Source organism: Streptomyces viridiviolaceus, assembly GCF_014650995.1.
Classification (GTDB): domain Bacteria; phylum Actinomycetota; class Actinomycetes; order Streptomycetales; family Streptomycetaceae; genus Streptomyces; species Streptomyces viridiviolaceus.
The window spans coordinates 135,810-152,429 of sequence record NZ_BMWA01000002.1; the positions used below are offsets into that span (position 1 = coordinate 135,810).

General features: G+C 72.0%; 18 protein-coding genes. 14 read left to right on the top strand and 4 right to left on the bottom strand.

Annotated features, from left to right (window positions below):
* Nucleotides 1–124 precede the first annotated feature (124 nt).
* Together IE260_RS02710 and IE260_RS02715 are read left to right on the top strand one after the other, a co-directional pair.
* Complete coding sequence (locus IE260_RS02710) at nt 125–1,252, top strand: ferrochelatase (RefSeq protein ID WP_189868814.1); 1,128 nt, start codon at nt 125–127, stop codon at nt 1,250–1,252.
* 17 nt (nt 1,253–1,269) lie between these two features.
* Entirely contained in the window at nt 1,270–2,076 is an 807-nt protein-coding gene (locus IE260_RS02715; protein ID WP_189869047.1) for an inositol monophosphatase family protein, read from the top strand.
* A gap of 456 nt (nt 2,077–2,532) precedes the next feature.
* Here IE260_RS02715 and IE260_RS02720 read toward each other — a convergent pair whose 3' ends face one another.
* Nucleotides 2,533–2,706, bottom strand: a complete 174-nt coding sequence (locus IE260_RS02720; RefSeq protein ID WP_189868815.1) for a hypothetical protein — start codon at nt 2,704–2,706, stop codon at nt 2,533–2,535.
* A 448-nt stretch (nt 2,707–3,154) separates the two neighbouring features.
* Between IE260_RS02720 and IE260_RS02725 the strand changes: the two genes are divergently transcribed.
* The 4 genes from IE260_RS02725 to IE260_RS02740 all read left to right on the top strand — a co-directional run bounded on the left by IE260_RS02725 (nt 3,155) and on the right by IE260_RS02740 (nt 6,707).
* Nucleotides 3,155–3,808, top strand: a complete 654-nt coding sequence (locus IE260_RS02725; protein ID WP_189310174.1) for a response regulator transcription factor — start codon at nt 3,155–3,157, stop codon at nt 3,806–3,808.
* A gap of 6 nt (nt 3,809–3,814) precedes the next feature.
* Nucleotides 3,815–5,062, top strand: coding sequence for a sensor histidine kinase (locus tag IE260_RS02730; RefSeq protein WP_189868816.1), 1,248 nt, complete (start codon nt 3,815–3,817; stop codon nt 5,060–5,062).
* A gap of 405 nt (nt 5,063–5,467) precedes the next feature.
* On the top strand, nt 5,468–5,764 hold the full coding sequence (locus IE260_RS02735; protein ID WP_003993510.1) for a DUF4193 domain-containing protein: 297 nt from the start codon (nt 5,468–5,470) through the stop codon (nt 5,762–5,764).
* A gap of 13 nt (nt 5,765–5,777) precedes the next feature.
* Nucleotides 5,778–6,707 (top strand): hypothetical protein, encoded by a 930-nt coding sequence (locus IE260_RS02740; RefSeq protein WP_189868817.1) that lies wholly within the window; start codon nt 5,778–5,780, stop codon nt 6,705–6,707.
* A gap of 15 nt (nt 6,708–6,722) precedes the next feature.
* On the opposite strand, the gene IE260_RS02745 is transcribed toward IE260_RS02740, so the two are convergent.
* Entirely contained in the window at nt 6,723–7,184 is a 462-nt protein-coding gene (locus IE260_RS02745) for a DUF3093 domain-containing protein (RefSeq protein ID WP_189868818.1), read from the bottom strand.
* 57 nt (nt 7,185–7,241) lie between these two features.
* On the opposite strand from IE260_RS02745, the gene IE260_RS02750 reads away from it, so the two are divergent.
* From IE260_RS02750 to IE260_RS02785, 8 genes are all read left to right on the top strand, one after another.
* Nucleotides 7,242–7,826 (top strand): PaaI family thioesterase, encoded by a 585-nt coding sequence (locus tag IE260_RS02750; RefSeq protein WP_189868819.1) that lies wholly within the window; start codon nt 7,242–7,244, stop codon nt 7,824–7,826.
* Nucleotides 7,823–8,374: a dUTP diphosphatase gene (gene dut / locus IE260_RS02755; RefSeq protein WP_229880371.1), complete on the top strand. Its 552-nt coding sequence runs from the start codon at nt 7,823–7,825 to the stop codon at nt 8,372–8,374. The genes IE260_RS02750 and dut overlap by 4 nt, the downstream gene beginning before the upstream one ends.
* Nucleotide 8,375: 1 nt before the next feature.
* Nucleotides 8,376–9,128 (top strand): DUF3710 domain-containing protein, encoded by a 753-nt coding sequence (locus tag IE260_RS02760; RefSeq protein WP_189868820.1) that lies wholly within the window; start codon nt 8,376–8,378, stop codon nt 9,126–9,128.
* A 391-nt stretch (nt 9,129–9,519) separates the two neighbouring features.
* A complete protein-coding gene (locus tag IE260_RS02765) occupies nt 9,520–10,212 on the top strand; it encodes an ABC transporter ATP-binding protein (RefSeq protein ID WP_189868821.1) in 693 nt (230 codons plus the stop codon).
* Nucleotides 10,213–10,336: 124 nt separating this feature from the next.
* On the top strand, nt 10,337–12,883 hold the full coding sequence (locus tag IE260_RS02770; RefSeq protein WP_189868822.1) for a DUF4118 domain-containing protein: 2,547 nt from the start codon (nt 10,337–10,339) through the stop codon (nt 12,881–12,883).
* Complete coding sequence (locus IE260_RS02775; protein ID WP_189868823.1) at nt 12,877–13,593, top strand: response regulator; 717 nt, start codon at nt 12,877–12,879, stop codon at nt 13,591–13,593. Before IE260_RS02770 ends, IE260_RS02775 begins: the two co-directional genes overlap by 7 nt.
* A gap of 63 nt (nt 13,594–13,656) precedes the next feature.
* Nucleotides 13,657–14,055, top strand: a complete 399-nt coding sequence (locus tag IE260_RS02780; protein WP_189868824.1) for an OB-fold nucleic acid binding domain-containing protein — start codon at nt 13,657–13,659, stop codon at nt 14,053–14,055.
* Between the two features lie 3 nt (nt 14,056–14,058).
* Nucleotides 14,059–14,841 (top strand): DUF3159 domain-containing protein, encoded by a 783-nt coding sequence (locus IE260_RS02785; RefSeq protein ID WP_189868825.1) that lies wholly within the window; start codon nt 14,059–14,061, stop codon nt 14,839–14,841.
* A gap of 121 nt (nt 14,842–14,962) precedes the next feature.
* Here the strand turns inward: IE260_RS02785 and IE260_RS02790 are convergent, their stop codons facing one another.
* Together IE260_RS02790 and IE260_RS02795 are read right to left on the bottom strand one after the other, a co-directional pair.
* Nucleotides 14,963–15,640 (bottom strand): potassium channel family protein, encoded by a 678-nt coding sequence (locus tag IE260_RS02790; protein WP_189868826.1) that lies wholly within the window; start codon nt 15,638–15,640, stop codon nt 14,963–14,965.
* The gene (locus tag IE260_RS02795) at nt 15,640–16,311 is read right to left on the bottom strand and encodes a potassium channel family protein (protein ID WP_189868827.1); all 672 of its coding nucleotides are present in this window, start codon (nt 16,309–16,311) and stop codon (nt 15,640–15,642) included. Before IE260_RS02795 ends, IE260_RS02790 begins: the two co-directional genes overlap by 1 nt.
* Between the last annotated feature and the right edge of the window lie 309 nt (nt 16,312–16,620).

Below are 16,620 nucleotides of genomic sequence, written 5' to 3' on the forward strand. Positions count from 1 at the left end.
TCGATACAGCTTACTGGTCACCCAACCCTCATGTAACCCTCACGCAGGCCCCCTTCGCACCCTCCGGACACCCGGACGCCCCCACCGTTTTCGGGCTGTCAGTGCCGGGTGGCAGGATCGAGACATGCCAGACGTGCTCGATGCCACCCCCTACGACGCCCTGCTCCTGCTCTCGTTCGGCGGCCCGGAGGGCCCGGACGACGTGGTCCCGTTCCTGGAGAACGTCACGCGCGGGCGCGGCATCCCCAAGGAACGCCTGAAGGAAGTGGGCCGGCACTACTTCCTCTTCGGCGGAGTCAGCCCGATCAACGACCAGAACCGCGCCCTGCTGGACGCCCTCCGCAAGGACTTCGCCGAGCACGGCCTGGACCTGCCGGTCTACTGGGGCAACCGCAACTGGGCGCCGTACCTGACGGACACCCTGCGCCAGATGGTCGCCGACGGACGCCGCCGGATCCTCGTCCTCGCCACCAGCGCCTACGCCTCGTACTCGGGCTGCCGTCAGTACCGCGAGAACCTCGCCGACGCCCTGGCGACCCTCCAGGCCGAGGGGCTTCAGCTGCCGAAGATCGACAAGCTGCGGCACTACTTCAACCACCCGGGCTTCGTCGAACCCATGATCGACGGGGTCGTCCGCTCCCTCGCCGACCTCCCCGAGGACGTCCGGGACGGCGCGCACATCGCCTTCACGACCCACTCGATCCCCACCTCCGCGGCCGACACCTCCGGCCCGGTCGAGGAGCACGGCGACGGCGGCGCCTACGTCCGGCAGCACCTGGACGTGGCGCAGTCGATCGCCGACGCGGTCCGCGAGCGCACCGGCGTGGACCACCCATGGCAGCTCGTGTACCAGTCCCGGTCCGGCGCACCGCACATCCCGTGGCTGGAGCCCGACATCTGCGACCACCTGGAGGAGCGGCACGCGGCCGGGGCCCCCGCCGTGGTCATGGCCCCCATCGGCTTCGTCTCCGACCACATGGAGGTCCTGTACGACCTCGACACCGAGGCCAAGGCCAAGGCCGAGGAGCTGGGACTGCCGGTGCGCCGCTCGGCCACCGTCGGCGCCGACCCGCGGTTCGCCGCCGCGGTGCGTGACCTCGTCCTGGAGCGCGCCGCCGACGAGCGCGGCCAGGAGGTCGCGCCGTGCGCCCTCGGCGCGCTCGGCGCCAGTCACAACCTGTGCCCGGTGGGCTGCTGCCCCGCCCGCGCCCCCCGCCCCGCCGCCGCGGGCGCCGACAGCCCCTACGCGTGAGGAGCCCCGTGACCGACGTGACCGACCCCCTGCACGCGGACCTGCTGGAGATCGCCCGGGAGGCCGCACGCCGCGCGGGCGAGCTGCTGCGGGACGGCCGCCCGGCCGACCTCGCGGTCGCCGCCACCAAGTCCAGCCCCATCGACGTCGTCACCGAGATGGACATCGCGGCGGAGAAGCTGATCACCGGCCTGATCGCCGAGCGCCGCCCGGACGACGGCTTCCTCGGCGAGGAGGGCGCCTCCACGGAGGGCACGACCGGCGTCCGCTGGGTGATCGACCCGCTCGACGGCACGGTGAACTACCTGTACGGCCTGCCGACCTGGGCCGTCTCCATCGCCGCGGAGCAGGACGGCGAGACCGTCGCCGGAGTGGTCGCGGCCCCGATGCGGGGCGAGACGTACCAGGCGGTGCGCGGCGGCGGGGCCTGGGCGACGGGAGCCTGGGACGGCGAGCGCAGGCTCGCCTGCCGCCCCGCGCCGCCGCTGGACCAGGCGCTGGTCTCCACGGGTTTCAACTACGTCGCCGATATCCGCGCCGAGCAGGCGGAGATCGCGCGGAAGCTGATCCCGCTGGTGCGTGACATCCGGCGCGGTGGCTCGGCCGCGATCGATTTGTGCGACGTGGCCGCGGGCCGGCTCGACGGCTACTACGAGCGCGGGCTGCACCCCTGGGACCGGGCCGCCGGAGACCTGATCGCCCGGGAGGCGGGCGCGGTGACCGGTGGACGCCCCGGAGAGCGCCCGTCGGGGACCCTGACGGTGGCGGCCAGCCCCGGCGTCTTCGAGCCCCTCCAGCGCCTCCTGACGGACTTCGGCGCCTGACCGGCCCACCAGGGGCGCGGGCCACCACGGCCTACCGGCCCGGGCGCCGGCCGTGAGTGAGCCGCGGGCCGGGTTCCTGGAGGTGAGGGAGCCGCGGGCCGAGTACCGGGAGGTAAGCGGGCCGAGAGCCGAGTCCCGGGAGGTGAGTGAGCCGCGGGCGGGTCTCCGGAGGTGAGGGAGCCGCGCGGGGTTCCTGGAGGTGAGCGGGCCGGGGGCCGGGTTCCTGGAGGTGAGCGGGCCGGGGGTCGGGTTCCTGGAGGTGAGTGGGCCGGGGGTCGGGTCTCCGGAGGTGAGTGAGCCACAGGCCGGGTCCCCGGTGGTGAGCGGACCGACTACAGGGGGCGGTCCGGACGGCCGGGCCGTCGGCACCGGCTCGCGCGCCTGGGAGGCGCGCGAGCCGTACGAGGAGGGCCCCGGCGCTGGATCCCGCCGGGGCCCTCGTTGCTCACGGGCCGGTCAGACGCCGGTCGCGCCGACCTCCACACCATGCTCGGCAGCGAGGCGGCGCAGGTCGTCGAGCTCGCCGAGCTCGACCTCGACGAGGAAGTCGTCGCCCTCGTCGCGTGCCCGCGAGAGGTCGGACTCGGTCGTCTTTATGCGCTGCAGAAGTCCTGCGGTGAAAGCGTCCATGCTGCGCCCCCTCGTCCTGGGTCGTGGGTCGGTGGCACGGGGGTGTGCCGTTCGGAAAGGGGCGATCACGTCTCCGGTGGAGTGCCCAGCGCTGCCCTGCTGGGCGGCGACGGTGCCGGACACCCACGCCCGCTCTGCGGAAGCGGACCGTGGCGCACCGCTGGTCGTGCGGTGCGTGCAGAGCGTGATCGCGGGGTGTAAAGCCGTCCTCCCCCCGCTCCCTCCCGCGGAAACCTCAACCGCAGGAGAAAATCCCGCATTCCTGTTCCGGCGACGGTTCTTCTTCCCGGCTCCCCGCCGGTCCCCCGCGGTTCCGCACCAGCCCTCACCCGTCTTACAGCCGACTTATGGCCGAAAAGGGCAGGATGGAGGTCAACACACCCACGAGCCCCCTGCCCTCGTGCGCCCGAGCGGCGCTACGCGGGTGGACACAGGAAGGACAAGCGACGTGCGCGTACTCGTCGTCGAGGACGAGCAGCTGCTCGCCGATGCGGTGGCCACCGGACTGCGCCGGGAGGCCATGGCCGTCGACGTCGTGTACGACGGTGCGGCCGCCCTGGAGCGCATCGGCGTCAACGACTACGACGTGGTCGTCCTGGACCGCGACCTCCCGCTCGTGCACGGCGACGACGTGTGTCGCAAGCTCGTCGAGCTGGGCATGCCGACGCGTGTACTGATGCTCACGGCGTCCGGCGACGTCAGCGACCGGGTCGAGGGCCTTGAGATCGGCGCCGACGACTATCTGCCCAAGCCCTTCGCGTTCAGCGAGCTCATCGCGCGCGTCCGCGCCCTCGGCCGGCGCACCAGCGTGCCCCTGCCGCCCGTGCTGGAGCGCGCGGGGATCAAGCTCGACCCCAACCGCCGCGAGGTCTTCCGGGACGGCAAGGAGGTGCAGCTCGCGCCCAAGGAGTTCGCCGTGCTGGAGGTGCTCATGCGCAGCGAGGGCGCGGTCGTCTCCGCGGAGCAGCTGCTGGAGAAGGCCTGGGACGAGAACACCGACCCGTTCACCAACGTGGTGCGCGTGACCGTGATGACCCTGCGCCGCAAGCTGGGGGAGCCGCCCGTCATCGTGACCGTCCCCGGCTCGGGCTACCGGATCTGATCGACCGTGGCGACGACACCCAGCCCTCCCCAGGCGCCCCCCAAGCCCACCTGGGACCCCCGGCCGGCCGCACCCTTCCCGTGGCTGCGCCCGACCATCCGGATAAGGCTCACGCTGCTGTACGGCGGCATGTTCCTGATCGCCGGCATCCTGCTGCTGTCGATCATCTACCTGCTCGCCGCACAGGCGCTCACCACGGGCAACGAACCGCTGTTCAAGATCGTGGACGGCGAGGCCATCAAGGTGGCCAGCGACAAGTGCCCGGCCGTGAACAACGCCACCAACCTCTCTCTTTCCACGTTCAACGCGGCCATCAGCGACTGCATCGACCACCAGCGCCAGGTCGCCCTGGACACGCTGCTCAGCCGCTCGCTCCTGGCCCTGCTCGGCCTCGCCGTGATCGCGTTCGCCTTCGGTTACGCCATGGCCGGCCGCGTCCTGTCGCCGCTGGGCCGGATCACCCGCACCGCGCGTGCGGTGGCCGGCTCCGACCTCTCCCGCCGCATCGAGCTGGACGGCCCGGACGACGAGCTGAAGGAGCTGGCGGACACCTTCGACGACATGCTGGAGCGGCTGCAGCGGGCCTTCACCGCCCAGCAGCGCTTCGTCGGCAACGCCTCGCACGAGCTGCGCACGCCGCTGGCGATCAACCGCACGCTCCTCGAGGTGCACCTGTCCGATCCGGGCGCCCCGGTGGAGCTCCAGCAGCTCGGCAAGACGCTGCTGGCCACCAATGAGCGCAGCGAGCAGCTCGTCGAAGGGCTGCTGCTGCTCGCCCGCAGCGACAACCAGATCGTCGAGCGCAAGCCGGTGGACCTCGCCGAGGTCGCCACCCAGGCCATCGACCAGGTGCACGCCGAGGCGGTGGCCAAGGGCGTGGAGATCCGCGGCGGACGCGAGCCGGCGGTGGTCCAGGGCAACGGCGTCCTGCTGGAGCGGATCGCCCTGAACCTCGTGCAGAACGCCGTGCGCTACAACGTGGCCGAGCAGGGCTGGGTGGAGGTCACCACGGCGGTGGAGGGCGGCCAGGCGGTCCTGGTGGTCGCCAACACGGGCCCGGTCGTGCCGGCGTACGAGATCGACAACCTCTTCGAGCCCTTCCGGCGGCTGCGCACGGAGCGCACGGGCAGCGACAAGGGGGTCGGCCTCGGTCTGTCCATCGTCCGGTCCGTGGCCCGGGCCCACGGCGGGCACATCTACGCCCAGTCGCGCGAGGGGGGAGGGCTCGTGATGCGAGTCACGCTACCGATCTGAGATCATGACCCGGCTCGTCTCGCCGGGCCCGGGCCGTGTTCGCTTTGCGCGGAATTTTCGGGCCGACGACCGACTGCTCGCATGTGTGATCGATCACAGCGACGCTTTTCCGGCCATCTACTCTCCGTGATCATGCACCCTGTCGGAAAGCCGGGAAAATCCTGGTTTTCAGGGGTCCTGATCACGGGAAGTACACGGTGAGACGCCTTTGAAGTGCGGCATTCGGACCGTGTACGGTCCCCATCGCCATCCAAGCCGATCACTCATGAGGAGTCCGGTTGGGTGTCGATTGAGTAACAGACCTTGATGTGAGGCAAAATCTCCGCCTCGGGTCGGGCACAAGTCCGGCCTCTCACGCGTTACGTGCGCTGGAGACACCGCAGACACCCAGAGGGGGAGAGCGACATGGCAACCGATTACGACACTCCACGCAAGACCGACGATGACGTCGACTCGGACAGCCTCGAAGAACTGAAGGCTCGGCGGAACGACAAGTCCGCCTCCGCAGTGGACGTCGACGAGTTCGAGGCCGCCGAAGGGCTCGAACTTCCCGGCGCCGACCTCTCGAACGAGGAGCTGGCCGTCCGTGTGCTGCCGAAGCAGCAGGACGAGTTCACCTGCATGAGCTGCTTCCTGGTACACCACCGCAGCCAGCTGGCCCGGGAGAAGAACGGTCAGCCGATCTGCCGCGACTGCGACTGAGGCGGGGTCGGCCGTGACTGGCTCGACCCCTCCCTGGAAGCGCCGCTCCTCCCGAGGAGCGGACCAAGGGCCGCCCGGCGGCCCCTACCGCGCGCGTGACGACGAGCGAGGCCCGACCGACACGGGGCAGGCCTCGCTCGAACCGGCGGCCGGCCGGGGTGACCTCCCGGCGACCGTGCAGCCACCGACGCCCGCTGCCCGGCGCCGGGCAGCGGCGTTCCGGGACAGGGCCCAGGAAGGCGTCCGCAAGGGCGGCGACCGCGCCAGGGCCGCCCTGGGGCACCTCGCCGACCGGATCATCGACATGGCCCCGCGGGTGCCCGTACGGGACCTGGCGACCCTCCGCAGGCAGTTCCCCGGCCTCGGACCCGAGGAACTCGCGGACCGGCTCGTGTCCGGCGCCACCAAGGGCACGGCGACGATCGGAGCGGGGATCGGGGCCGCCGCGATGCTCCCCGTGCCCCCCGCGATGCCCACGGAACTGGCCGCCGAGATCACCGGCGTCGCGGCGATCGAACTGAAGTTGATCGCCGAACTCCACGAGGTCTACGGCGTACGTCCGCCGGGCACCCTCGTGCAGCGCAGCACCGCGTACCTGAACTCCTGGTCGGACGAGCGCGGCATCGAGGTGACCAGACCGTCCACCGTCAGCTCGGCCCTGAACGGCCCCATGAAGCGTCAGCTGCGCCAGCAGATCATGAAGCGGATGGTGCGCAACCTGCCGAACCTGATGCCCTTCATGGTGGGCGCGGCCGTCGGCGCCGTCATGAACCGCCGCGACACGCGGAAACTGGCCGATCGCATCCGCGCCGACCTGCGCAAGAGGCAGGTGCCGTGGGAGGCCCTCGGTGAACTGCCCCAGCTGGAGCGTCCGCGGGACGCCCTGGACATGGGCGACCTCACGAAGGAGCTCGGACGCCGCCGCGGCGGCACCGGGCGGTGACCCGGCGCGCCCGCGCTACACCGCCGCCTTCGCGGTCCTGACGGCCTCGGCGAGGCGCTCCGGCTCGCGGGTGGACAGGTAGAGGTACGGGGTCGGGTCGTCCGGGTCGGTGACCTGGATGCGCACGGCCGTCGGGATGTAGGCGCGCAGCAGGAGGAAGGCGCGGGTGTCGGCCTTGTACGTCCGCCACGCACGGGCCTCCTCCGGATCCAGGATCTCCGTCTCGCCCAGGGCCGTGACCGGGACCTTCGCGTCGCCCGCGATCAGCGAGCCGCCCACGACACGGATGCGGACCGCGCCGTACGAACTGGCGGCCACAGCCGCCACCGCGGTCCCCCCGGCCAGCCCGCCCAGCATCGGCAGCGTGCCGAAGGGCAGCAGGACGAGGGCGATCGAGAGACCCACCAGGAAAGAGATCAGCCACCAGGAGCGGGGCGCGGTGAGGCGTTCTTCGTACGGGGCGGCGGAGAGCTGCATGGAACCAGCTTGGCACGGTGTCGGCCGCAGGCCGACGCGCGGGTAAGGTCTGCGCCTGTGAGTGGTACTTCCCCGGCTCTTCAGCCCCCGGCCGACGCGGTGAAACCCGTACGGCACCCCGACGCGCCCGCACCCGGCGACCTGCTCGGCGCGCACTACGGCCAGTGCTTCGGCTGCGGCGGCGACCAGCCCCACGGACTGCACCTCGAGGCGAGGGCCGGCGAAGGCGTGTCGATCACGGCCGAGTTCACCGTGCAGCCGGCCCACCAGGGCGCCCCCGGCCTGGCGCACGGCGGCGTGCTGGCCACGGCCCTGGACGAGACGCTCGGCTCGCTGAACTGGCTGCTGCGGACGATCGCGGTGACCGGCCGGCTGGAGACCGACTTCCTGCGGCCCGTGCCCGTCGGCACGACGCTGCACCTGCAGGCGGAGGTGACCGCCGTGGCCGGGCGGAAGATCTACTCCACCGCCATCGGCCGGATCGGCGGGCCCGAGGGCCCCGTCGCCGTCCGCGCCGACGCGCTGTTCGTCGAGGTCAAGGTCGAGCACTTCGTCAACCACGGCCGCGAGGAGGAGATCCGGGCCGCCATGGACGACCCCGACCGGATCCGCCGCGCCCGCGCCTTCGAGGTGAACCCGTGAGCCGCCCCCAGCTGGAGGTGCTGATCCGGCGCCTCGACCCGGACGTACCGCTTCCGACGTACGCCCAGCCCGGTGACGCGGGGGCCGATCTGTGCACCACGGTCGGCTGCGAACTCGCCCCGGGCGAGCGGGCCGTTCTGCCCACGGGGGTGTCTGTGGCGCTCCCCGATGGGTACGCGGCCTTCGTGCACCCGCGATCCGGTCTCGCCGCCCGCTGCGGTGTCGCCCTCGTGAATGCCCCAGGGACGATTGATGCCGGGTACCGTGGGGAGATCAAGGTGATCGTGGTGAATCTCGACCCGCGCGAGAGTGTGCGGTTCGAGCGCTTCGACCGGATTGCCCAACTGGTCGTCCAGCAGGTCGAGAGGGTCCGCTTCCGTCAGGTCGCGGAGCTTCCCGACTCGGTGCGGGCCGGAGGGGGCTTCGGGTCCACCGGCGGCCACGCCGAAACGGACCGGACAAGCGGCACAAGCGGTCAGGTCGCCGAGGGCGGCCCGACGGGTGGGAATCGATACGCTTCGGTCGTATCCGACCGGGAAGGACAGTGACGTGTTCGGACGTCGCAAGAGGAAGGGTGCCGCCGAGGACGCGGCCGGCGAGGCCGAGCAGGTCGTCGACAGCGTCGACACCGAGGCGGACGACAAGGCCGAGCGGGTGCGGCTCGAACCCGAACCGCGGCCCGACGGGCCCTGGGACAGCACCGAGGTCCGCGACCCGGCCGAGGGCCGGGTGGACCTGGGAGGCCTGTTCGTCCCCGGGGTCGAGGGCATGGAACTGCGCGTGGAGGTCGCGGGCGACGCGATCGTCGCGGCGACCGTCGTGCTGCGGGACAGCGCCATCCAGCTGCAGGCCTTCGCCGCCCCCAAGCGCGAGGGCATCTGGGGCGAGGTGCGCGAGGAGATCGGGACCGGCATCACCCAGCAGGGTGGCATCATCGACGAGGTCGAGGGCCCGCTCGGCTGGGAGCTGCGGGCCCAGGTGCCGGTGCAGCTGCCGGACGGCACGAGCGGCTTCCAGGTCGTGCGGTTCGTCGGCGTGGACGGCCCCCGCTGGTTCCTGCGCGGCGTGATCTCGGGCCAGGGCGCGGTGCAGCCGCAGGCCGCCGGCCTGCTGGAGCAGATCTTCCGGGACACGGTCGTGGTCCGCGGCGACGGCCCGATGGCGCCCCGCGACCCGATCGTCCTGAAGCTGCCGAACGACGCGCAGATGGTCCCCGAGGGCGTCCAGCAGGAGGAGGGCTCCCGCTTCTCCGGCGGCATGGGCCAGCTGCAGCGCGGACCGGAGATCACCGAGGTCCGGTGACGGACCCGCAGTACGCGCAAGGAGGCCGCGCCCCGCACGGGTCGCGGCCTCTTGCCATGTGCGGGGCCGTCGTGGTGCGCGGGCCGGTCGCCTCCGTGCGGGCACCTGCCGATGCGTGGCGGGAATGCGGGTGCGACCGGTTCTCGTGCGCGGGCCGTCCTCCTGCGGGGGCTGTCCGTGATGCGTGTTGTCCGGGGTGGGGGTTGTCCGTGATGCGTGTCGTCGGGGGTGGGGGTTGTCCGTGATGCGAGTCGTCCGGGGCGGGGGCCGTCCGGTGCGCCGGCAGGCCCCCGAGCGCAGTGGCCCGCCCGCGACGCGACCCCGGCACGACCGTTGAACATCCCCCCGGGCCCTGGGGATACTGGCGCCCGGATCCGGCGGGGGAGGACACATGAGCCAGGTGGTCACCGAGGCCATGGTGCGCGTCGAGGACGTGCACAAGTCGTACGGCCACGGCACCGCCGCCGTCCACGCCCTGCGTGGCGTCTCCTTCGAGGTGCCGCGCGGTGAGCTCGTCGCCCTCAGGGGCCGGTCGGGGTCCGGCAAGACCACGCTGCTCAACATCGTCGGCGGTCTCGACGTCCCCGACGCCGGGCGGGTCCGCGTCGACGGGCGCGATCTGGCGGAGCTGGACGAGGACGGGCTGCTCGCACTGCGCCGGGACCGCGTCGGGTTCGTCTTCCAGTCCTTCGGACTCGTGCCGATCCTCACGGCCGCCGAGAACGTGGGCGTGCCGATGCGGCTGCGCCGGGCCGCGCCGCGTGAGCGGGAGGAGCGCGTCGGACTGCTGCTCTCCCTGGTCGGCCTCGCCGAGCACGCCGCCCAGCGGCCCGGCGAACTGTCCGGCGGACAGCAGCAGCGGGTCGCCATCGCCCGCGCCCTCGCCAACAACCCCGCGCTGCTCGTCGCCGACGAACCGACCGGGCAGCTGGACGCCGAGACCGGGCACGCGGTGATGGAGCTGCTGCGGGCCGTCGTGCGCAGCGAACAGGTCACCGCCCTGGTCGCCACGCACGACGCCACCCTGCTCGACCTGGCCGACCGGGTGCTGGAGCTGCGCGACGGGGAGATCGTCGAGCAGTGAGCGCCACCGGCGTCAGAGTTCCGTCAATTACGCTCCTCGGGCCGTACCCCGCCCCGATTTGTCGGGATTGTTGGCCGTAAGGTCGACGCTGCGCAGGCAGCAGCGACCGGAAGACAATGGGGCCATGGGACGCGGCAAGCTTCGGATCTACCTCGGTGCGGCGCCGGGCGTCGGCAAGACGTACGCCATGCTGGCCGAGGCCCATCGCCGTGTGGAGCGCGGCACCGACTGCGTCGTGGCGTTCGTCGAGCACCACGACCGGCCGCGCACCGAGGTGCTGCTGCACGGTCTGGAGCAGGTGCCGCGCAGGGGGCTGGAGTACCGCGGCGCGGTCTTCACCGAGATGGACCTGGACGCCGTGCTGGCCCGTGCCCCCCGGGTGGCCCTGGTCGACGAACTGGCGCACACCAACGTGCCCGGCACGCGCAACGCCAAGCGGTGGCAGGACGTCGAGGAACTGCTGGCCGCCGGCATCGACGTGATCTCGACCGTCAACATCCAGCACCTGGAGTCGCTCGGCGACGTGGTGGAGTCGATCACCGGGGTGCGGCAGCAGGAGACCGTGCCGGACGAGGTGGTGCGGCGCGCGGACCAGATCGAACTGGTCGACATGTCGCCCCAGGCGCTGCGTCGGCGCATGGCCCACGGCAACGTCTACCAGCCGGACAAGGTCGACGCGGCCCTGTCGAACTACTTCCGGCCCGGCAACCTCACCGCGCTGCGCGAGCTGGCGCTGCTGTGGGTCGCCGACCGGGTCGACGAGTACCTGAAGCAGTACCGCAGCGAGCACCGGGTGTCGAAGATCTGGGGCTCGCGCGAGCGGATCGTGGTCGGGCTGACCGGCGGACCGGAGGGCCGGACGCTGATACGCCGCGCCGCACGACTGGCGGAGAAGGGCGCCGGCGGAGAGGTGCTGGCCGTCTACATCGCCCGCAGCGACGGGCTGACGTCCGCCTCCCCCAAGGAACTCGCGGTGCAGCGGACGCTGGTGGAGGACCTGGGCGGCACCTTCCACCACGTCGTCGGCGACGACATACCGGCCGCCCTGCTGGACTTCGCGCGCGGCGTCAACGCCACCCAGATCGTCCTCGGCTCCTCCCGGCGCAAGACCTGGCAGTACGTCTTCGGCCCCGGCGTCGGCGCCACCGTCGCCCGCGAGTCCGGTCCCGACCTGGACGTCCACATCGTCACCCACGAGGAGGTCGCCAAGGGCCGCGGGCTCCCCGTGGCCAGGGGCGCGCGCCTGGGGCGCTCCCGGATCGTCTGGGGCTGGATCGCGGGCCTCGGCGGCCCGGTGCTGCTGACCCTGGTGCTGAACACCGTCCACCTCGGGCTCGCCAACGACGTCCTGCTCTACCTGGCGCTGACGGTGGCGGCCGCCCTGCTCGGCGGCCTGTACCCGGCGCTCGCCTCGGCCGCGGTCGGGTCCCTGCTGCTGAACTGGTTCTTCACGCCGCCGCTCAACCGCATCACCATCGCCGACCCGAAGAACATCCTCGCCCTGGCCATATTCGTGGGCGTAGCGCTCTCCGTGGCGTCGGTCGTCGACCTCGCGGCCCGCCGCACCCACCAGGCCGCCCGGCTGCGCGCCGAGTCGGAGATCCTGTCCTTCCTCGCCGGCAGCGTGCTGCGCGGCGAGACCAGCCTGGAGGCACTGCTGGAACGGGTCCGCGAGACCTTCGGCATGGAGTCGGCGGCCCTGCTGGAGCGGCAGAGCGACGTGGCGCCCTGGACCTGCGCCGGCCGGGCCGGCCTCGGCCCGCCGGTGGAGCGGCCGGAGGACGCGGACGTGGACATGCCGGTCGGGGACCACATGGCCCTCGCGCTGACCGGCCGGGTCCTGCCCGCCGAGGACCGCCGCGTGCTGGCCGCCTTCGCCGCCCAGGCCGCCGTCGTACTGGACCGGCGTCGGCTGCGCGAGGAGGCCGACCGGGCCCGCGCGCTGGCCGAGGGCAACCGCATCCGCACGGCCCTGCTGGCCGCCGTCAGCCATGACCTCCGTACCCCCCTGGCCGGGATCAAGGCGGCCGTGACGAGCCTCAGGTCCGACGACGTGGCCTGGTCCGAGGAGGACCAGGCGGAGCTGCTGGAGGGCATCGAGGAGGGCGCCGACCGTCTCGACCACCTCGTGGGCAACCTGCTGGACATGTCCCGCCTGCAGACCGGCACGGTCACCCCGCTGATCCGCGAGATCGACGTCGACGAGGTGGTCCCGATGGCGCTCGGCGGCGTGCCCGAGGGCAGCGTCGAGCTGGACATCCCCGAGACGCTGCCCATGGTCGCCGTGGACGCCGGGCTCCTGGAGCGGTCGATGGCCAACCTGGTGGAGAACGCCGTCAAGTACAGCCCGGCCGGCCGGACCGTCCTGGTCGCCGCCAGCGCCCTCGCCGACCGCGTCGAGGTGCGGGTCGTCGACCGGGGACCGGGGGTGCCGGACGACGCCAAGGACCGCATATTCGAGCCCTTCCAGCGCTACGGCGACGCCCCGCGCGGCGCCGGCGTGGGGCTCGGCCTCGCCGTGGCCCGCGGCTTCGCCGAGGCCATGGGCGCCACCCTCAACGCCGAGGACACCCCCGGCGGCGGCCTGACCATGGTCCTCAGCCTCCGCGTCGCCGCACCCACTCCCGAGCTCCTCGGCTCCACGACAGCAGAAAGGCAGGCCACATGCTGAGCCCGACTGGGGGTACCCCCCAGACCCCCACGAGGGTGCTCGTGATCGACGACGAGCCGCAGATCGTGCGGGCCCTCGTGATCAACCTCAAGGCACGCCACTACGAGGTCGACGCCGCCCACGACGGTGCCACCGCACTCCAGCTCGCCGCCGCCCGCCACCCCGACGTGGTGGTCCTCGACCTGGGCCTGCCCGACATGGACGGCGTCGAGGTGATCAAGGGCCTGCGCGGCTGGACCCGGGTGCCGATCCTGGTGCTGTCCGCCCGGCACTCCTCCGACGAGAAGGTCGAGGCGCTGGACGCGGGCGCCGACGACTACGTCACCAAGCCCTTCGGCATGGACGAGCTGCTGGCCCGCCTGCGCGCCGCCGTCCGCCGGGCCGAGCCGGTCCCGGGCGACGCGGACGACGTGTTGGTGGAGACCGAGCAGTTCACCGTCGACCTGGCCGCGAAGAAGGTCAACCGGGCCGGGAAGGACATACGGCTGACGCCCACGGAGTGGCATCTGCTGGAGGTGCTGGTGCGCAACACCGGCCGCCTGGTCAGCCAGAAGCAGCTGCTCCAGGAGGTGTGGGGGCCGTCGTACGGGACGGAGACCAACTACCTGCGGGTCTACATGGCGCAGCTGCGCCGCAAGCTGGAGGCGGACCCGTCGCACCCGCGGCACTTCATCACCGAGCCGGGGATGGGCTACCGGTTCGAGAAGTGAGCATTCCGATACCGGTCCCGGAGGGGGTGCCTGGCGTTTGGCATGCCCCGGTACGCTTCAGATATGAGTGCTGTTCCTCGTTCCGACAAGCCGGTGGGCCGGTTCCGGCGCATGCTCGACCGGCTCTCCTCATCGCAGGAGGACCTGGAGTCCGAGGAGCTGCGGGAGGACGCCGAGACCACCGGCTGCACCCGTATCCGTGACTGCCAGGACCGGCAGATCGTCACGGTTACTGGTACCTTGCGCACGGTCACCCTCCGACCGCGCGCCGGAGTCCCGGCCCTGGAGGCCGAGCTCTTCGACGGCTCCGCCGCGCTGGACGTGGTGTGGCTGGGCAGGCGCTCGATCGTCGGCATAGAGCCGGGGCGCAAGCTCATCGCATCGGGCCGGATCTCGATGAGCCGGGGCCGCCGGGTGCTCTTCAACCCGAAATACGAACTGCGACCCCTCGGACGGGAGTAGCCGGTGACGTCCCTCGACAAGCCGACCGGAGACACTGAAGCGGAAGCGGACGACGCGCGGGCGGTGACGGAGGCCGCGCTCTTCGAAGCCTTCGGTGGCGTCCGGGGCATGATCGAGACGGTGCTGCCGGGCCTTCTGTTCGTCACCATCTACACGATCAACAACGACCTCCACCTGTCGGCGATCGCGGCGCTGGGCGTGTCGCTGGTGCTGGTCGTGGTCCGCCTGGCGATGAAGGACACCGTCAAGCACGCATTCAGCGGGGTCTTCGGTGTCGCCTTCGGCGTGGTCTTCGCGATGATGACCGACAACGCCAAGAACTTCTATCTGCCCGGCATGCTCTACACGCTCGGCCTGGGCCTGGCCTACATCGTCACCACGCTGGCCGGTGTGCCGCTGATCGGGCTGATCCTCGGCCCGATCTTCAAGGAGAACCTCTCCTGGCGCACCCGCAACCCGGGCCGCAAGAAGGCGTACGCGAAGGCCAGCTGGGCCTGGGGCCTCATCCTGCTCGCCAAGTGCGCGATCCTCTTCCCGCTGTACTGGTGGGCCGACACCGAGCAGCTCGGCTGGGTGCTGGTCACCCTGAAGATCCCGCCCTTCCTGCTCGCCGTCTGGCTGACCTGGGTGTTCCTCGCGAAGGCGCCGGCCCCCATCGACGTGTTCGCGGAGATGGAGGCGGCGGAGAAGGCCGAGCAGGAGAAGGCGGAGCGGGAGACGGCCGAGCGGCGGCTCGCGGACGGCGAAGCCGCGGACTCCCAGGGCGGCAGGCACCGCAAGGTGTGACGTCGGGCCCTCGCGCCGCCCGGGACGGCACGCCGCGCTCGTCCCGCCCGTTCCCGCACACGACGCCGCAGGGGGCGCCCGGAAATCCCGGGCGCCCCCTGCGGCGTACGACGGACCGCGGTCAGCTCGCCGCGTCGCTCCGCCTCGCCGACAGCAGGTCCTCCAGCTGCTCCTCGCGAGCCTGGGCCGCGACGAACAGCAGTTCGTCACCCGCCTCCAGGGAGTCCTCGTGGGACGGGGTCAGCACCCGGGTGCCGCGGATGATCGTGACCAGGGACGTGTCCTCGGGCCACTGGACGTCGCCGACCTGGGTGCCGGCGAGCGCCGACTCCTCCGGCAGGGTCAGCTCGACGAGGTTGGCGTCGCCGTGGCTGAAGCGCAGCAGCCGGACCAGGTCGCCGACGCTCACCGCCTCCTCGACCAGGGCCGACATCAGGCGCGGCGTGGAGACGGCGACGTCCACGCCCCAGGACTCGTTGAAGAGCCACTCGTTCTTGGGGTTGTTGACCCGGGCGACGACGCGCGGGACGCCGTACTCCGTCTTCGCCAGCAGCGAGACGACGAGGTTGACCTTGTCGTCGCCCGTCGCGGCGATGACGACGTTGCAGCGCTGCAGCGCCGCCTCGTCCAGGGACGTGATCTCGCAGGCGTCGGCGAGCAGCCACTCCGCCAGCGGGACGCGCTCGACCGAGATGGCGGTCGGCGCCTTGTCGATCAGCAGGACCTCGTGGCCGTTCTCCAGCAGTTCGCCCGCGATCGAGCGGCCGACGGCACCGGCTCCGGCAATGGCGACCCTCATCAGTGACCGGCCTCCTTCTCAGGTCCCGTGGCGAACGCCGCCTCGACCTTGTCGACCTCGTCGGCGCGCATCATCACGTGCACCAGGTCGCCCTCCTGCAACACCGTCTGCGAGCTCGGCAGGATCGCCTCCCCGAGCCGGGTGAGGAACGCCACCCGCACACCGGTCTCCTCCTGGATCCGGCTGATCTTGTGGCCGACCCAGGCGGTGGAGGTGTGCACCTCGGCGAGCTGGACGCCGCCGGTGGGGTCGCGCCACAGCGGCTCGGCCCCCGAGGGAAGCAGCCGGCGCAGCATCTGGTCGGCCGTCCAGCGGACGGTGGCGACCGTGGGGATGCCCAGACGCTGGTAGACCTCGGCGCGTCGGGGGTCGTAGATGCGGGCGGCGACGTTCTCCACGCCGAACATCTCGCGGGCCACGCGGGCGGCGATGATGTTCGAGTTGTCACCGCTGGAGACGGCGGCGAAGGCGCCGGCCTCCTCGATGCCCGCCTCGCGCAGGGTGTCCTGGTCGAAGCCGATGCCGGTGACCCGGCGGCCGCCGAACTGCGAGCCCAGGCGACGGAAGGCGGTGGGGTCCTGGTCGATCACGGCGACCGTGTGCCCCTGCTGCTCCAGGGTCTGGGCGAGAGCGGAGCCCACGCGCCCGCAGCCCATGATGACAATATGCATCGCGTCACACCGCGCTTCCTACGGGCCCTGTGACCTTCGTGAATGTCCTGCTCATGTCTCTCTTTCGGCTCGCCTGGCGACGTGTCGCGGCCAGTGTGCGGGCCGCAGGGGAACATCATGCCGGTGAGCACCGGCCATGACGCCTCGCGGGGCCCCGCGAAGCCGGGTTCCCCTGTCCACGCCCAACGTATCGGCAAGCCCTCATGAGCCACAGGGGTCCGGGCCCGACGGCCGGAGCCCGGCTCTCGGGACCGGGCGAGCGTACCTGCCGCCCGGTCCCACCCCCGGCCTCACCCCCGGGCCGAGGAC

Excerpts from the sequence above, each read along its gene's own strand:
- IE260_RS02710 (WP_189868814.1), top strand. The coding sequence starts at position 125 with ATGCCAGACGTGCTCGATGCCACCCCCTACGACGCCCTGCTCCTGCTC.
- IE260_RS02720 (WP_189868815.1), bottom strand. The coding sequence starts at position 2,706 with ATGGACGCTTTCACCGCAGGACTTCTGCAGCGCATAAAGACGACCGAG.
- IE260_RS02735 (WP_003993510.1), top strand. The coding sequence starts at position 5,468 with ATGGCAACCGATTACGACACTCCACGCAAGACCGACGATGACGTCGAC.
- IE260_RS02745 (WP_189868818.1), bottom strand. The coding sequence starts at position 7,184 with ATGCAGCTCTCCGCCGCCCCGTACGAAGAACGCCTCACCGCGCCCCGC.
- IE260_RS02765 (WP_189868821.1), top strand. The coding sequence starts at position 9,520 with ATGAGCCAGGTGGTCACCGAGGCCATGGTGCGCGTCGAGGACGTGCAC.
- IE260_RS02770 (WP_189868822.1), top strand. The coding sequence starts at position 10,337 with ATGGGACGCGGCAAGCTTCGGATCTACCTCGGTGCGGCGCCGGGCGTC.
- IE260_RS02775 (WP_189868823.1), top strand. The coding sequence starts at position 12,877 with ATGCTGAGCCCGACTGGGGGTACCCCCCAGACCCCCACGAGGGTGCTC.
- IE260_RS02780 (WP_189868824.1), top strand. The coding sequence starts at position 13,657 with ATGAGTGCTGTTCCTCGTTCCGACAAGCCGGTGGGCCGGTTCCGGCGC.
- IE260_RS02790 (WP_189868826.1), bottom strand. The coding sequence starts at position 15,640 with ATGAGGGTCGCCATTGCCGGAGCCGGTGCCGTCGGCCGCTCGATCGCG.
- IE260_RS02795 (WP_189868827.1), bottom strand. The coding sequence starts at position 16,311 with ATGCATATTGTCATCATGGGCTGCGGGCGCGTGGGCTCCGCTCTCGCC.